16 protein-coding genes and 1 tRNA gene are annotated in these 16,041 nt (G+C 64.6%); 8 read left to right on the top strand and 9 right to left on the bottom strand.

Features of this window, described 5'->3' with window-relative positions; all coding sequences use genetic code 11:
- The first annotated feature begins 2 nt into the window (after positions 1 to 2).
- From V2I30_RS06790 to V2I30_RS06760, 7 genes are all read left to right on the top strand, one after another.
- On the top strand, positions 3 to 2,444 hold the full coding sequence (locus V2I30_RS06790; RefSeq protein ID WP_330661344.1) for a VirB4 family type IV secretion/conjugal transfer ATPase: 2,442 nt from the start codon (positions 3 to 5) through the stop codon (positions 2,442 to 2,444).
- On the top strand, positions 2,441 to 3,643 hold the full coding sequence (locus V2I30_RS06785; RefSeq protein WP_330661342.1) for a type IV secretion system protein: 1,203 nt from the start codon (positions 2,441 to 2,443) through the stop codon (positions 3,641 to 3,643). The genes V2I30_RS06790 and V2I30_RS06785 overlap by 4 nt, the downstream gene beginning before the upstream one ends.
- Positions 3,640 to 4,479: a TrbG/VirB9 family P-type conjugative transfer protein gene (locus V2I30_RS06780; RefSeq protein ID WP_330661340.1), complete on the top strand. Its 840-nt coding sequence runs from the start codon at positions 3,640 to 3,642 to the stop codon at positions 4,477 to 4,479. Before V2I30_RS06785 ends, V2I30_RS06780 begins: the two co-directional genes overlap by 4 nt.
- 17 nt (positions 4,480 to 4,496) lie before the next feature.
- Complete coding sequence (locus tag V2I30_RS06775; RefSeq protein ID WP_330661338.1) at positions 4,497 to 5,633, top strand: TrbI/VirB10 family protein; 1,137 nt, start codon at positions 4,497 to 4,499, stop codon at positions 5,631 to 5,633.
- Between the two features lie 13 nt (positions 5,634 to 5,646).
- A complete protein-coding gene (gene virB11 / locus V2I30_RS06770; protein WP_330661336.1) occupies positions 5,647 to 6,720 on the top strand; it encodes a P-type DNA transfer ATPase VirB11 in 1,074 nt (357 codons plus the stop codon).
- A 106-nt stretch (positions 6,721 to 6,826) separates the two neighbouring features.
- Positions 6,827 to 9,067 carry an RNA degradosome polyphosphate kinase gene (locus V2I30_RS06765; RefSeq protein ID WP_330661335.1) on the top strand — a complete coding sequence of 747 codons (2,241 nt, stop codon included), beginning with the start codon at positions 6,827 to 6,829 and terminating at the stop codon, positions 9,065 to 9,067.
- A complete protein-coding gene (locus V2I30_RS06760) occupies positions 9,064 to 10,605 on the top strand; it encodes a Ppx/GppA family phosphatase (protein WP_330661334.1) in 1,542 nt (513 codons plus the stop codon). Before V2I30_RS06765 ends, V2I30_RS06760 begins: the two co-directional genes overlap by 4 nt.
- Positions 10,606 to 10,611: 6 nt before the next feature.
- On the opposite strand, the gene V2I30_RS06755 is transcribed toward V2I30_RS06760, so the two are convergent.
- Positions 10,612 to 11,475, bottom strand: coding sequence for a queuosine precursor transporter (locus tag V2I30_RS06755; protein ID WP_330661333.1), 864 nt, complete (start codon positions 11,473 to 11,475; stop codon positions 10,612 to 10,614).
- A gap of 61 nt (positions 11,476 to 11,536) precedes the next feature.
- Between V2I30_RS06755 and V2I30_RS06750 the strand changes: the two genes are divergently transcribed.
- Positions 11,537 to 11,610: transfer RNA gene (locus V2I30_RS06750), tRNA-Arg, on the top strand.
- 76 nt (positions 11,611 to 11,686) lie between these two features.
- On the opposite strand, the gene V2I30_RS06745 is transcribed toward V2I30_RS06750, so the two are convergent.
- From V2I30_RS06745 to V2I30_RS06710, 8 genes are all read right to left on the bottom strand, one after another.
- Entirely contained in the window at positions 11,687 to 12,481 is a 795-nt protein-coding gene (locus tag V2I30_RS06745; RefSeq protein ID WP_330661331.1) for an NUDIX hydrolase, read from the bottom strand.
- A gap of 301 nt (positions 12,482 to 12,782) precedes the next feature.
- Positions 12,783 to 13,115 carry a Grx4 family monothiol glutaredoxin gene (gene grxD / locus V2I30_RS06740; RefSeq protein ID WP_330661329.1) on the bottom strand — a complete coding sequence of 111 codons (333 nt, stop codon included), beginning with the start codon at positions 13,113 to 13,115 and terminating at the stop codon, positions 12,783 to 12,785.
- 67 nt (positions 13,116 to 13,182) lie between these two features.
- A complete protein-coding gene (locus V2I30_RS06735; protein ID WP_330661328.1) occupies positions 13,183 to 13,416 on the bottom strand; it encodes a BolA family transcriptional regulator in 234 nt (77 codons plus the stop codon).
- Positions 13,417 to 13,422: 6 nt separating this feature from the next.
- Positions 13,423 to 13,746, bottom strand: a complete 324-nt coding sequence (locus V2I30_RS06730) for a DUF1476 domain-containing protein (protein ID WP_330661326.1) — start codon at positions 13,744 to 13,746, stop codon at positions 13,423 to 13,425.
- An 86-nt stretch (positions 13,747 to 13,832) separates the two neighbouring features.
- Positions 13,833 to 14,831, bottom strand: a complete 999-nt coding sequence (locus V2I30_RS06725) for an NADPH:quinone oxidoreductase family protein (protein WP_330661324.1) — start codon at positions 14,829 to 14,831, stop codon at positions 13,833 to 13,835.
- The gene (gene leuD / locus V2I30_RS06720; RefSeq protein WP_330661322.1) at positions 14,828 to 15,442 is read right to left on the bottom strand and encodes a 3-isopropylmalate dehydratase small subunit; all 615 of its coding nucleotides are present in this window, start codon (positions 15,440 to 15,442) and stop codon (positions 14,828 to 14,830) included. The genes V2I30_RS06725 and leuD overlap by 4 nt, the downstream gene beginning before the upstream one ends.
- 14 nt (positions 15,443 to 15,456) lie before the next feature.
- Positions 15,457 to 15,612 (bottom strand): isopropylmalate isomerase, encoded by a 156-nt coding sequence (locus tag V2I30_RS06715; RefSeq protein ID WP_330661320.1) that lies wholly within the window; start codon positions 15,610 to 15,612, stop codon positions 15,457 to 15,459.
- Positions 15,613 to 15,669: 57 nt separating this feature from the next.
- On the bottom strand, positions 15,670 to 16,017 hold the full coding sequence (locus V2I30_RS06710; protein WP_442896911.1) for an aldehyde-activating protein: 348 nt from the start codon (positions 16,015 to 16,017) through the stop codon (positions 15,670 to 15,672).
- Positions 16,018 to 16,041: the final 24 nt, after the last annotated feature.

Below are 16,041 nucleotides of genomic sequence, written 5' to 3'. Positions count from 1 at the left end.
ACATGGTGAAATGGATCGGACCCGCCGCATGGAGCGCCAAGGAAGCGCGCGTCGGCGATCGCCTGCCCTATGAGCGGCTGATCGACGAAAGCACCGTGCTCTTGCGCGACGGCTCGGTCATGAGCGCGATCCAGGTGCCGGGCCTCCTGTTCGAGACCGAGGCGACCGACGCGCTGAACGCCCATGCGGCGACGCGCGAAGTGGTGCTTCGCTCGACCCTCGACGCGCGCTTCGTGCTGTATCATCACGTAATCCGCCGCCGGGTCGAAGTCGAGCTCGACGCCGAGTTTCCCGATCCGCTCTCGCGGCACATCGATGCGCGCTGGAAGGAGCGGCTGGCAGGCGGTTCGCTGTTCATTAATGACCAGTTCGTCACCCTCATCCGTCGCCCCGCGCGCGGCAAGACGGGATTGCCCGAGCGGGTCAATCGGTTCTGGTCGCGCAAGGGGCAAGAAGAGCCCGAGGCCGATCCCAAGGACATCCGAAGCTTGCGCGCCGCGATCACGGGGCTGGTCGCCTCGCTCTCGGTTTATGGCGCGAGCGTGCTGGCGGATTACGCAGTGCCCGGCGGCGGCACCAATTCGGAAATGCTGGAATTGCTCTCGGCGCTGTACAACGGCGAGATGCGCCCCGTGCGCCGGCCTGCGCCCGAGACCGATATCGGCCACATGTTGCCTTATCGCCGTGCCAGTTTCGGGCTCGACGCGATGGAATTGCGCGGCAGCGGCGCGCCCGAATTCGCCGCGATGCTGGGGTTGAAGGACTATCCCGAAGCGACCTCGCCCGGCCTCATCGACCCGCTGCTTCGCCTGCCCTTCGAAATGGTGGTCACCGAAAGCTACGCGCCGAGCGAGCGCACCACCGCCAAGGAACGGATCGATCTCGCGCTGCGCCGCTCGCGCTCGGTCGACGAAGAGGCGGCCGCTGAGCGCGCCGACATGATGGCGGCGCGCGATGCCCTGGGCAATGGCGGCGTCGGCTTCGGCGATCATCATCTGACCGTGCTGGTGCGCGAGCGGACGCTCGACCGGCTCGACGATGCCACCGCCGCTGCGGCCGCCGCGCTTGCGGATACGGGTGCGATCGCGGTGCGCGAGGACACCAATCTCGAACCCTCCTTCTGGGCGCAGTTCCCCGGCAACGAGGAATATGTCGTGCGCCGCGCGCTCATCTCCTCGGCCAATATGGCGAGCTTCGGCAGCTTCCACGGCTTTGCGCTGGGACAGGCGAGCGGCAATCACTGGGGCGAGGCGGTAACGCTGCTCGAGACGACCAGCGCGACCCCGTTCTTCTTCAATTTCCATCACGGCGATCTCGGCAATTTCTCGGTCATCGGTCCAAGCGGATCGGGCAAGACCGTGGTGATGAACTTTCTTGCGGCGCAGGCGCAGAAATTCAGCCCGCGCACGATCCTGTTCGACAAGGATCGCGGCGCGGAGCTGTTCATTCGCGGGATCGGCGGGCGCTATGATCGGATCGATCCGGGCCGCCCGACCGGCTTCAACCCGCTGGCGCTCCCGGACACCCCCGCCAACCGCGCATTCCTGCGCGAATGGCTGGGCGTGCTGCTCAAGGCCGAGGGGCCGGAGGAACAGGCGATCATCAGCGGCGCGGTCGATGCGACCTATGCCAATGATGCAGGTTTGAGACGGCTTCGGCATTTCAAGGAATTGCTCGCCGGCGCCCGCCGTCCGGAACCGGGCGATCTCGCCGACCGGCTCGGCGCCTGGATCGGATCGCCTGGCGGAGACGGCGGCGAACACGCCTGGCTGTTCGACAACGAGCACGATCGGCTGGACCTCGGCTCGCGCGTGCTCGGCTTCGACATGACGCAGCTGCTCGAAAATCCGCGCTTGCGCACCCCGACCATGATGTATCTTTTCCACCGGATCGACGAGCGGCTCGACGGCGAGCCGACCATGATCCTGATCGACGAGGGCTGGAAGGCGCTCGACGACGAGGTCTTCGCCGCGCGCATCCGCGACTGGCTCAAGACCCTGCGCAAACGCAACGCGCTTGTCGGCTTCGCAACGCAGAGCGCGCGCGATGCGCTCGAAAGCCGGATCTCAACGGCGCTGGTCGAACAGACCGCGACGATGATCTTCATGCCCAACAGCCGCGCACGGCCCGAGGATTATTGCGAAGGCTTCGGCCTTACCGAACACGAATTCGCGCTCATCCGAACGCTGCCCGCGCACAGCCGATGTTTCCTCGTGCGCCAGCCCGATGCGAGTGTGGTCGTCCGGCTCGACCTTTCCGGCGCACCCGAAGTCCTCACCGTGCTATCGGGTCGCGAGGCGGCGGTGCGCCGGCTCGATCTGCTGCGCGAAGCGGTCGGCGATGAACCCGCCGCATGGTATCCTGCGCTGACCGGCACCGCCTGGCCCGATGGCGGCGGCGAAGTCGACCAGGACGGACTTCCGATCTGGCAGGCCGCCGAATGACCACGAGTTGCGATCTTGCCGCACAGGACATGGGCACCGGCGTCGCCGCGGCGCTGACCGCGGTCGACTGCATCGCCAGCGAAGTCAGCGAACAGGCTTTCGAACGCCTTTTCGGCACCGACGGGCAGCTGGGAACGGTGCTCACCATCCTGCTGACGCTCTATGTCGCGTTTTTCGGGATCAGCCTGATGCTGGGCCGGTCTAACCTGTCGGTGCGCACGATGATCCCGCGCATGATGACGATCGGCCTCGTGCTCACCTTCGTCACCAGTTTCGTTGCCTATCAAAGCTTCTTCTACAATATCTTCGTGCTCGGCCCCGACTGGATCAGCGGGCTGCTGACGACCAATGACGGCTCGGCCACCGCGACCTTCGCGATCAAGCTCGACATCGTCTTTCTCGCCGTACAGCAAGCGAGCGGGGACGCGGAAAACATCTCCCTGTTCTCGCCCGAAGGGATGATGTGGGCCGGCGCAATGCTGCTCTTGCTCGGCACTGTCGGGCTGCTGGTGACGGCGCGTATCGGGCTCGCGCTACTGCTCGCACTGGGGCCGATCTTCGTCGTGCTGGCGCTGTTCAACGGGACGCGCGGGCTGTTCGCGGGATGGCTCAAAGGATTGGTCATGCTTGCGATCGCGCCCATCTTCGCGGTGGTCGGCGGGTCGATCATGCTGGAGATGGCCGTGCCGATCCTTGCCGCGCTGGTCGCGGTGCCGGGCGTGATCGATCAGCAGGCGGCGATGGCGTTCTTCGTCGTCGGCTTCGTTCACGTCCTCCTCATGCTGATGGTGCTCAAGGTCGCATCGAGCATGGTGGCCGGCTGGCAGGTCTTCGGCCTCGCTTCGCCCGAGCGTGGGGAGGCGGGCTCGGTCACTGATGGCAGCGACATGACGCGGACGCCTGCTGCGCCCGCACCCGCCACCGCCCCGGCCCGCGTGGCACAAATTGCCCCCGCAGCGCTCGCTTCGGATGCGCGCCGCCGGATCGACGTTGCCGTGCCCGTCGCCGCCGCGGCCAACGATACGGGCGGAGCCGCCGGCAGCACGCAGGTGCGCGAGACCAAGGTCTTCGCGACGTCCTCGGGTCAGGGTCAAAGCGCCCTGGCCAGCACCGCAGCCTCGCGCACGCGGGGCATCGGCAATCGTTTTCGGAGCAGCCCGGGTGGAGGGGCCGCTGTCAAATTGGAGAAACGGCCATGAAGCGCGCCGGTATCCTCGCATTCGTTCTCGCGTGCGGCTTCGCCGCGCACACCCCGGTTTCGGCACAGAACGAAGTCGTCCAGCCCGCCCCGACGGCGCCCGCCGATCCGCGGCTCGTTACGCAGGTGTTCGACGAAAACCGCGTCTACACGATCAACGGCAAGGTCAAGGTCCAGACCACGGTTAAGTTCGCGCCCGACGAGGCGATCCAGAACGTCGCGATCGGCGACAGCAATGCCTGGCAGGTTCAGCCCAACCAGGCGCAGACGCTGCTTTTCATCAAACCGCTCGAACCCGCCGCGCGAACCAACATGACCGTGGTGACGACCCGGCGAACCTATCTCTTCGATCTCGTTGCCTCTCCGCGCAATGCGCCGCTCTACGTCATGCAGTTCCGCTATCCCGAGCTCGAGAGAGCAGAGGCTGAGGCCGCGCTCGCCGCAGCCGAGGACGCGCGGCGCGAGGAAGCCAATGCGCTCGAACTGGCCGCAGCGCGCGATCCCTATGCCGTCGTCGATCCCGCGCGGTTGAACTTCGCTTGGGAGGCGCAGGGGACGCGCGAACTTCTGCCAGCGCGCGCCTATGACAATGGCACCGCCCTGTTCCTGGTTTGGCCGACAGGAACCGCCATCCCCGCCATCCTCGTCACCAACGAAGATGGCGAGGAGGGGCCCGTCAATTTTACCGTACGCGGCGACACCGTCGTGCTCGACAGCGTTCCGCCGCAGATCATTCTTCGCGCAGGCGGCGATGCGGCCTCGCTCACCAATACCGGCCCGGCCCCGGCCCCGGCGCAAAGCGCAAGGGCGCAAGGCGCCGACCCCCGCGGTTCTTAAAAAGGAAAGATAGAGCCATGCGTCTTGCCATGCGACTGCCGCCGAAGAAGGGCGGAGAGGATCTTGAAAAAACCGGCGACCCGCGCGAAGGCGAAAGTGCGGAGATCATCGATCTCGCGAGCCGCAACGGCTTTTCCGCCGTAGCCGAACGGCGCACCAAGACCGAGGGGCTGGGACTTGCGGCGGGCGTGGCCATCGTCGGCCTGTTGGGCGCGGTCACCTTCTGGGCGATGAACGCAGCCGAGCTGCCTCAGGAGGCGGGCGAGATGGCGGCAAATGTTCCGGCTCAACCCGCGACCGCGCCCGCCGCGACCCCTGCCGTAGAGCCCGCACCGATCAGCCCTGCGGTGGCTCTGCCCGATCCCGCCCCCGCGCCGGTCCTCGCCGCTCAGCCGAGTGCGGATCCAGGTCTTGCGGCCAATCCCTATGCCAGCCCCACAGTGGTGTTCGACGCGAGCCGCGCCGCCGTCCAGGCCGCGCGCGCAGCCGAAGCGGCACCCGGCGAGGCTGCGGCGGCGGGACGAGCGGCGGGTGAAGCCGGGGCAGGCGGCGCGGCGGCAGCCTTTGCGAGCCGTCTGGGCGGCGTCGGCGGCGCGCCCGCGCAGGCGCGCGCGATGACCAACCCGGCGACCACCGTCACCGAGGGGACCATGATCCCCGCCGTCCTCGAGACCGCGATCAACACCGACGTGCCCGGCTATGTCCGCGCGGTGGTGAGCCAGGATGTGCGCAGTTTCGACGGGTCCAAGATCCTCATCCCACGCTCGTCGCGCCTGATCGGCCAGTATCAGTCGGGCGTGCAGCAGGGACAGAAGCGCGCCTATGTCATCTGGACGCGGCTTATCCGGCCCGACGGCGCGTCGGTCAATATCGCTTCGCCGGCGGTCGCCTTCGACGGAACGACGGGGCTCGCGGGCGATGTCGACAACCATTTCTTCCGCCGTTTCGGCTCGGCCATGCTGCTTTCGGTGGTTGGCGGTCTCGGAGCGATTGCCAGCGGCGGTTCCGCAGTGGTGCTCGGCGGCGCAGGGCAGGGTGCGGCGTCGATCGCGGCGCAGCAGGATGGACAGATCAGTCCGACCATTCGCGTGCGTATGGGCGAACCGATCCGCGTATTCACCGCCCGCGATCTCGATTTCACCACGGTATCGTGAGCGGCGCGTCGACATGAGCGCGCAGATTCATCCGCTCGGTCACGGCACAGCGCATGCTGCAGCCGCTTCCACTGCCGCCGATACGGGCGAGAGCGAAGCGGCCCGCATACCGATCAGTGCCGAGCGCAGCGTCTATCTGGACGCCTATCTCGCGCCCTTCAAACGCTGGCTCGATCGCGACACGGTCACCGAAATCATGGTCAACCGTCCGGGCGAGGTCTGGGTCGAGGATGCGCGCGATCCCGGGATGAAGCGAATCGAGACCCCCGAAATCGACGACCGGCTGATACAGCGCCTTGCCGAACAGGTCGCGCGGGTCAGCCACCAGGGCATCAACCGCGAGCATCCGCTGCTCGGCGCGACTTTGCCGGCGGAAGGGAAGGAGGGCGGCGCGCGTATCCAGTTCTGTGGTCCGCCCGCCAGCCGTCGCCATTGGGTCATGGCGATCCGGCGGCACCGTCGGCTCGATCTGCCGCTCGATGCGTACGATACCGGCCCGCTCACCGGCGAACAGATCGTGTCCATGCCCGATCCCAATGCCGAGCCGATCGCCTATCTGCGAGCCGCGATCGGTCACCGGCGCACGATCCTCGTCTCGGGCGGGACCAGCACCGGCAAGACAACCTTTCTCAACGCGATGCTCAGCGAGATCCCGCAGGAAGAACGCGTGGTGCTGGTCGAAGACACCCCGGAACTCAAATTTCCGGGCGAGAATGCCGTCGGGCTCGTCGCGGTCAAGGGGGAGCTCGGCGAGGCCAAGGTCACGCCCAACGCGCTGCTCCAGGCTGCCCTGCGCCTGCGCCCCGATCGCATCGTGCTGGGCGAATTGCGCGGCGGGGAGAGCGTCTCCTTCCTGCGCGCAATCAATACCGGTCACCCGGGCAGTTTTTCGACCATTCACGCCAATTCGCTGCGCGGCGCGCTCGAGCAATTGTCGCTGATGGTGATGCAGACGGGCATCGGCCTCACCCGTCAGGACACGATCGAATATGCGGCGAGCGTCATCGACGTCTTCGTCCAACTGGGCCGCGATGCGAACGGAAAGCGCGGCATCACTGCTATCGCCGAAAGCGCATCGCTCCTCTGATACCAGCCGCGGTCTCGAGCCGAAGCAGCTGCCACAATCGTGTGACATTCACCCGAGCGTGATTTACATCCCATCGGGGCTATGGCCATGAGGTTTCACGAGAAAGATGAACACCGCCACCAGCATCGATCCCGCAAGTGCCGACGAGAAGCGCGGCGAACCCAATGTCTCGGCCGCGGCTCCGCCGTCGGTCCCCGCGGTTCCAGTCGCGCCTGAGAGCGAGGCCTATTTCAACCGCGAACTGTCCTGGCTGGCCTTCAACGAGAGAGTTCTTGCGGAGGCGTGCAACGAACAATATCCGCTGCTCGAGCGGCTGCGATTCCTCTCGATCTCCGGCAGCAATCTCGACGAATTCATGATGATCCGCGTGGCCGGCCTGGTCGGCCAGGCGCAACGGGGGATCGACAAGCCGGCGCTCGACGGACGAAGCCCGACGCAGCAGCTGACGGCAATCCGCGAGAAGCTTGCCCACTTGTCGGAGCGACAGCAGGGCATCTGGCGCGACTTGCGCCGCGCGCTTGCCCAAAGCGACATCCACATCGCCGACGAACAACGGGTGGAGCCGGCGGCGCATGACTGGCTCGAGGCATTCTTCCTTGAGGAGATCCTGCCGATCATCACGCCGCAGGCATTGGACCCGGCGCATCCTTTCCCCTTCGTCCACAACGAGGGCATGGGCCTGCTGTTCACGCTGACCCGCGACGCCGACAGCGAACAGATCGTCGAGATGATCCTGATCCCGACGGCCCTGCGGCGCTTCGTTCGCGTGCCGGGCGATATCGCGGGGGCCGGCGAGGCAGTCTATATCTCGATCGCGAGCCTCATTCAGCGTTATGCCAAGAAGCTCTTTCCCGGCTTCACGATTCAGGGCGATGGCCTGTTCCGCGTGCTGCGCGACAGCGATATCGAGATCGAGGAAGAGGCCGAAGATCTGGTGCGCACCTTCCGCAGCGCGATCCAGCGCCGCCGCCGCGGGCAGGTCATCCAGCTCGAGCTTGAGGAGGATTTCGATCCCAAGGCCGAGACCATCTTGCTCGAACAGCTTGGCGTCCACGAGGCGGCCGTCATTAAGACCGACGGCATGATCGGGATCGACGGACTGGCCGAGATCGTCGAAGAGGATCGCCCGGACCTTAAGTTCGACGCCTATTCCCCGCGCTATCCTGAACGTATCCGCGAACACGATGGCGATGCCTTTTCTGCGATCCGCGAGAAGGACATCGTCATTCACCACCCCTACGAAAGCTTCGAGGTGGTGGTCGACTTCATCCGGCAGGCGGCTGCCGACCCGGATGTGGTCGCGATCAAGCAGACGCTCTATCGCGCCGGTTCGCAATCCGCCGTCATCAATGCGCTGATCGAAGCGGCGGAGAACGGCAAGTCCGTCACCGCGGTGGTCGAATTGAAGGCCCGGTTCGACGAGGAACAGAACCTGAAATGGGCGACCAAACTCGAGCGTGCCGGCGTTCAGGTGATCTACGGTTTCAGCGACTGGAAGACCCACGCCAAGATCGCCCTCGTGGTGCGACGCGAGGATAGCGGCTTTCGCACTTACTGCCATTTCGGCACCGGGAATTACCACCCGGTCACCGCAAAGATCTACACCGATATCAGCTTCTTCACCGCCGATGCAAAGCTCGGACGCGACGCTGCCAAGATGATGAATTTCGTCACCGGCTACGTCGAACCGCACGAACTCGAACTGATCGCGATTGCGCCGCTTAATCTGCGCGAAGAAATCTATCGCCGGATCGACACCGAGATCGCGAATGCCGAAAAAGGCAAGCCCGCCGCGATCTGGATGAAGTGCAACCAAATCACCGACCAGGGCATGATCGACCGGCTCTATGCTGCGAGCGATGCCGGCGTACAGGTCGAACTCGTTGTGCGCGGCATTTGCTGTTTGCGTCCGGGAGTGCCCGGCATGTCGGAGAACATCAGGGTCAAGTCGATCATCGGACGGTTCCTCGAACACAGCCGGATATACGCCTTTGCCAATGGCCGCGCGATGCCGGGGCCGAGCGCGGCAATGTTCATCTCTTCGGCCGACTTGATGAGCCGCAATCTCGATCGCCGGGTCGAGAGTTTGATCCCGATCCGCAACCGCACGGTGCATGACCAGCTTTTGCAACAGGTCCTGCTCGCCAACATGCTTGACACCGAACAAAGCTGGTGGCTGCATCCCGACGGCAGCTATTCGCGCGTGCGGGCATCGGGCAAGAACGGGGTGAAGCCGTTCAACTGTCACCGCTATTTCATGACCAACCCATCCTTGTCCGGTCGTGGCGGGGCGCTCGAGGCGGGGGCGGTTCCCAAGCTGTCGCTACGTCGGGGCCGGGCGGGATGAGCCTTCGCCAGCGGCGCGAGGACCGCGCCGGAGCCTTTGCTGGCAATACGCCGCAACGCGCGATCATCGATATCGGCTCGAACACGGTACGCCTGGTCATTTATGGCGGGTCGCTGCGCGCGCCCATGGTGCTGCTGAACGAGAAAGTCACCGCCAAACTCGGTCGCGACATCGCCGAGAACGGGACGCTCGCTCCCGAAGCTATCGATCTTGCCTTGCGGGGGCTGAAGCGGTTCGCGTTGCTCCTCGCCGATCTCGGTATCGATGATGTCGAGACCGTCGCGACCGCGGCGGTGCGCGAGGCGAGCAATGGCAAGGAATTTCTGGAAGACTTGCGCGCCATAGGCTTCGACCCACGTATTTTGTCGGGCCCGCAAGAGGCGGGCCTCAGCGCGCGCGGTGTAGCCGGCGCTTTTCCGCGGGCGAGCGGGGTGGTGGCGGACCTTGGTGGCGGCAGCCTCGAACTCGTGCCGATCGACAATGGCGAGCCTGGCGAGGGCGTGTCGCTGCCGCTCGGCACCTTGCGGTTGCCCGCTTTTCGAGGCGAGGGGCGCGGCGAGATGCGCAAGACGCTGGAGAAGATACTCAAGAAAGGCGCAAAGCATATTAGGGCGGGGGAGACTCTTTACCTGGTCGGCGGGACGCTGCGCACGATGGCGGTCTATGCGATGCAAGAGCAGGGGCATCCGCTGTCCGATCCGCATGGCTTCGAACTTACCCCGTCCGAGGCGAAGAAAATGCTCGGCAAGGCGTTGGCGGGCGAGACGGTCGAGAGCCTCAAGGAACGCCCGCGCATTTCGGCCATGCGTGCGGACAAGCTGCCCGACGCCTCGGTTCTCGCCGAGGCAATGCTGAACCGTTTCGAGCCCAGCTCCCTCGTTTTCTCTTCTTGGGGCCTTCGCGAAGGGCTGCTGTTCGATGCGCTTGCCGCGCATGATCGCGCCCAGGACCCGCTGCTGGCGGGAATTTCGACCTTTGCGGCCCAGCGCGGTGCGCCGCCGACGCTGGCAACGCGGATTGCGGCGTGGACGGTCGATGCCGCGCCGGCACGCGGCTCGGGCAGCGAACGGCTGCGGCTGGCTGCAACCATGCTCGCGCTGGCCTCGATGCAGATCGAGCCCAATATCCGCCTTCCCCAAGCGATCGATTGGGCCATGCATAAGCGATGGATCGGGATCGACGCCGCCGAGCGCGCGATGCTCGCCGCCGCTATTGCGGCCAACGGCAATCAACTGGAACTGCCCGAGGAAATCGCTGCGCTCGCGGATGAAGAGGCGTTGGACGAGGCGGTGGCCTGGGGCCTGGCGACGCGGCTCGCACGCCGACTGGGCGCGCGCTCTCAGCGCTCGCTTCAGGAAAGCCGCCTTTTGTGCCGCAAGGGCGAGCTTGTCCTGCGCCTATCCCAAAGCCACGAGGCGCTTTTCGGTCTGCCGACCGAAAAGGACATCAAATTGCTCGCCGGCCAGCTTGGCCTCGACTGGTCGCTGGAAGTGGTCGACGCTCAAGCGCTCCGCGCCGACCTCGCGATGGAGAGCTAGCCCTCGTCAGACGCCCCCACGGTGTTCGCGGCTCGAGAAAGGGGAGAAATCGGTGTCGGTGTCATAAAGGTCGACACCCTCCGCCCGCTTCAGGCGGTCGACGACAAAATAGGTACCCGGCGTCAAGGCCGCCTCCCATACGACCTTTAGCAGCCAGTTGGTGACCATCACGGTGATAACCGCCTCGGTTGTCCATATCCCCAGGAACGCGACCGGATAGAAGATCAGGCTGTCGACCCCCTGTCCGACCACAGTCGAGCCGATCGTGCGCGTCCATAGCGCCTTGCCTTTAGTCCAGACCTTCATGCGCGCCATGACGTAGGAATTGACGAACTCACCCGCCCAGAACGCAACGATCGAGGCGACGACGATGCGCCAGGTGCTGCCGAACACGCTTTCATAAGTTTGCTGACAGATCGCGCCCGGCGGTCCTTCAGCATCGCCGCGCATGGTGAGCGGCCCCTCGGCATCGAAGCCGCTGGCAGCGCAGGACCAGCCCTCGAAAGCTGGCAGGGCGACGACCACGTAACTCATGAATGCGAGAAAGATCATCGCCGCAAAGCCGGTCCAGATCACCCTGCGTGCACGGGCGAAGCCGTAGATTTCGGTGAGAATGTCGCCGATGACGTAGCCGAGCGGGAAGAAGAGAGTGCCCGCGCCGTAGACGAAAACCCCATCCGGTGCCGGCCACCAGCCCTCGGGCCACCAAGCGACATCGACGAAGGTCAGCTTGGCCGCGCCGATGATGTTGGACAGCAGGAGGATGGCGACGAAGCTCGCCATGACGAAATCATAATAGCGAAACGAGACCGGCGCCTCGCTCGTCGCGCGGATCGGGCCGCCGGAGGGGGGGATCGAACTGTCTGTCATCGAAGCGGCGGCGTAGCGCATGTTTGAATGCCCGGCAAAGCGCGCTATGGGCCGTGCCCGGGCGCCCTTAGCTCAGCTGGATAGAGCACGGGACTTCTAATCCTGAGGTCGCAGGTTCGAATCCTGCAGGGCGCGCGTTTGTCTTTTCTGGTCTCTAATCCCTCAGGCATTCGGGTGGAGGGGTCGTTGCGGGCGGGCGCAGTGCTGGCGGTCAAGCGCCGCGGTGAGCGCTTTCCAGAAGTTCGCTGGTCACCGGATAGCCCGCATCTTTGAGGATGCGGAGAAGCGGTTTCTCACCGCTCGTGTCGATCTCTGGGACGATCGTTCGCACGGGAATAGCTTCCGCCTGAGCGCGCGCTTCGGCAAAATTGTCGAACAGGGCGATGCGCTCGAGGTTTCGGCGGGTGGGGAAGATCAGTTTGATCTCGCCGCGCTCCGCAGCCGCGAGCGCGTCCTTCGCGCTGGTCCAGAACAGGCGCGTATTTTCCGAATTGTCGGCCGAGACCTCGACGGCTCCCGTCCCCAGATCGGCGAGGTAGAAGCGGGTGTCGTAGACCCGCGGCAGGCGCTCGTTCTTCGGATACCAGCGCGCGAACGGCACGATCTGCGCAAGGTCGAGCCGCCAGTCGAACCGTTCCAGCACCGGGCCAAGCCTGTTGTCGCGTTCCAGCATGGCGCGTGCGGCGTCCGCTTTTTCGGCATCGATTTCGCCGGCAAGGCCGAGAGCAAGGCCCGTCTCCTCGAGCGTTTCGCGAATGGCGGCAATCTGATGCGCAGCCTCATCCGCGCTTATCGCACCATTGCTTTCGCGCGCTGCATCCTGTCCCAATTCGTAATCTTCGGGATCGACTCGCCCGCCGGGGAAGACCGCCATGCCGCCTGCAAAGGCCATCGTGCGCGAGCGGACCGTCATTAGCACCTGCGGCAACCCGCCCTCGGGGCAGTTGCGAAAGATGATGATGGTCGCAGCGGGAATGCCCTCGGGCGCAGGAGAATCGTCGGCCATGGGCAGAAGGTGTGCCGCCGCGAAGGACGATTGCCAAGGGGGACGCGCGCGCCCTGTCGGATATGCTTACAAGAGGGGGCTTGGTTAACCCGGCTTAACCATCGTCTCCCCGGCAAACGCGACATTATTTCAGTTTGGCACGAGGGATGCATAACGATTGACGAAGCAAGTGGTCTTCGACCCGAGGTGAGTTTCTCCTGGTCCTTGAACTCACCTCCCCAAACAAAAAGCCGCCTCGCATTTACCCGGTGCGAGGCGGCTTTCGTTTGTATGGTCTGCGATTTCCTTGGGGACGCTCTGTTCAGCTTTCGATCTTGGCGACTTGGTTCTCGTCCATCATCTGCTGCAATTCGCCCGCTTCGAACATCTCCATCATGATGTCGCTGCCGCCGACGAACTCGCCCTTCACGTAAAGCTGGGGGATGGTGGGCCAGTCGGAGAAGGACTTGATACCCTGGCGGATTTCCATGTCCTGAAGCACGTCGACGCTTTCATAGGCGACCCCGCAATGATCGAGGATCGCCACGGCGCGGCTCGAAAAGCCGCATTGCGGGAAAAGCGGAGTGCCCTTCATGAACAGAACGACGTCGTTCTCGCCGACGAGCGACTGGATGCGGGAATTGGTGTCAGCCATATCAAAAGCCCTTGATTGATGGCATCGGTCGCCGCGCGAACCGACAGGCAAAGCGATTGTCGAACAGTTACGTGGGGACCACGGTAGTGACTTGCAAGGCATGCAAATCCCCGCCCATCTTCTCGCCCAGCGCGGCGTAGACCAGCTTGTGCTGCTGGACCCGGCTCTTCCCGGCGAATTGCGGGGCGGTGACCGTCGCGGCCCAGTGATCGTCGTCCCCGGCAAGGTCGCGCAACTCGACCTTCGCGCCGGGCAGGGCGGCGAGGATTGCCGCCTCGATGTCTTCGCGCGCCATCGGCATTGCGGATCAGCTCTGGCTCATGAACTGGCGCTTGGCTTCAATCGCCTTTTCATCGAGCCTGGCGCGGATGTCGGCCTCGCTGACATCGGCATCCGCGGCGGTGAGATCGCCCAGCAGCTTGCGAATGACATCCTCGTCGCCCGCTTCTTCGAAATCGGCCTGTACCACCGCCTTCTTGTAGGCCTCGGTTTCCTCTTCGGTAAGACCCATGAGACCAGCGGCCCATTCGCCGAGCAGCCGATTGCGGCGTACCGCGATCTTGAAAGCGGTTTCCTCGTCCATGACGAATTTGGCTTCCTCGCCGCGCTGGCGATCCTTGAAATCGGTCATCGTGATCCCCTTTGGTAATGCCCTCTAGCGCATAGGGCGCCGCGGAGCGGGCGGCAATGGCGCAATCGCCAGCCCGCTCTCGCAACCTAGTCCATCGTGACGACAAGTTTACCGACGGCTTCGCGATTTTCCAGCTTGGCGATCGCCTCGCCCGCGCGTTCGAGCGGGAAGGTCTCGGAAACCAACGGGTCGATCTTTCCCGCCTGCATCAGGTCGAACAATTCCTCGACCTGCGCCCGGAACTTCTCCGGCTCGCGCGCGGTGAAGGCACCCCAAAACACGCCGCAGATGTCGCAGCTTTTGAGCAGGGTCAGGTTCAGCGGAATCTTGGCGATCCCGGCTGGGAAACCGACGACGAGGAAGCGTCCTTCCCAGGCGATCGAGCGCAGGGCCGGTTCGGAATATTGCCCGCCGACGATATCGTAGACGATATTCGCGCCCTCCGGGCCGGTCGCTTCCTTGAACTTGGCGGAAAGCGCCTTGGACGCGTCTTTGTCCATCTCCCCGCGCGGATAGATGACGACCTCGTCCGCTCCCGCCTTGCGCGCGACCTCGCCTTTGGCTTCGCTAGAGACGGCAGCGATGACCCGCGCGCCGAACGCCTTCGCAAGCTCGACCGCCGACAGCCCCACACCGCCCGCGGCACCGAGCACGAGGACGGTGTCACTCTCCTCGATATGGCCGCGATCCTTGAGGCCGTGAATGGTCGTGCCGTAAGTCATCAGCAGCGAGGCGGCCTTTTCGAACGGGACGCCGGCGGGCACCGGGAACATGCGGTCGGCCGGCACGATCGCCTTTTCGCGAAGACCTCCATTGCCGATACCCGCCATCACCCGGTCGCCGACCGAATAGCCCGAGACGCCTTCGCCGACCGCCTCGATCAAACCGGCGATCTCGCCGCCGGGAGAATAGGGCCGCTCGGGCTTGAACTGGTAGAGATCGCGGATCATCAGCGTGTCCGGATAATTGATCGCGCAAGCCTTCACATCGACCAGAACCTGACCCTTGCCGGGGGTGGGCACCTCGACCTCGTCGAGCTTCAACGTCTCGGGTCCGCCCTTCTCGTGGGTCTGGATCGCTTTCATGGGGTCTCTCCGTATTCTCGTGTTCCTGTGGCGAGCCAGCCTTGCGCCGTGGCGCGGCGGCTCTCGAAGCTGGCGATGGCGTCCCGACGCTCGAGGGTTAGCGCGATCTCGTCGAGACCGCCCATCAGGCAGGTCTTGCGAAACGGATCGATATCGAAGGCAAAGCGATCCTGAAAGGGTGTGGTGACCGTCTGGGTCTCGAGGTCGATATCGATCGCATGCCCCTCGCGCGCGACTTCCATCAGGCGGTCGATCGCCGTTTGGGGCAGGACGATCGGGAGGATACCGTTCTTGACCGCATTGCCGGAAAAAATGTCGGAAAAGCTCGGCGCGATCAGCGCGCGGATGCCAAGGTCGAGCATCGCCCAGGCGGCGTGTTCGCGGCTCGATCCGCAGCCGAAATTATCGCCGGCGAGCAGGATGGGCGCGCCCGCAAAGGCGGGGTCGTCGAACACATTGCCCGGCTGCGCGCGCACGCTTTCGAACGCGCCCTTGCCAAGCCCCTCGCGGGTTATCGTCTTAAGCCAGCGGGCGGGGATGATGATGTCGGTATCGACATTGCGCGCGCCATAGGGAATGGCGCGGCCCGTCACTTGCGAGATGGCTTCCATTGCGGCGCCGCACCTCAATCGGTTTCGGGCGGCTCGCCCGAGGGGATCGGGCCGGGCTGGGTCGGCGTGTTTTTCTGCTTGCGCTTGCCGGCATAGAGCAGGGCTGCGGCGATGGCGGCGGAACCGATCGCGCCCGCAGCGGCGATGGCGGCTTTGCTGGTATTGGTCATAGTTTACTCATGATCGGCTGTTGCATGCGAGACAAGAGACAATCGGCGCAAACCGGCTCACGATATAAACGCGTCCTCGCCGATCACGCCGCTGGATCGCAAATGTTCCGGCGGGCTGGTGCCGTCCCAGCCAGCACCGTCAATGTATTGCGCGCGCATACCGGCAAGCTCTTCGGGCGCAAACAGGCGCATATTGACGCCCATTCGATCGCGTCCGGAAGCGAGTGTCGCGGTCCAGTGCGTCGTTACTCCGCACCGTCCGCAGTAATGCAGTTCGACCGAAGGATTAGGAACATCCTCGCGCAGATAACACTGCGTCACTCCTGATATGTGTAGGGCGCCACGTGGAAAATAGGACCAAGCTGCGCCCGCTTTGCGGCACAGCGAGCAGTTGCAGAATGTCACCTCGTCGGGCCGGGAGGGCAGCGT

Source organism: Erythrobacter sp. (genome assembly GCF_036351135.1).
GTDB lineage: Bacteria > Pseudomonadota > Alphaproteobacteria > Sphingomonadales > Sphingomonadaceae > Erythrobacter.
This window is presented reverse-complemented; position numbering and strand designations above follow the sequence as displayed.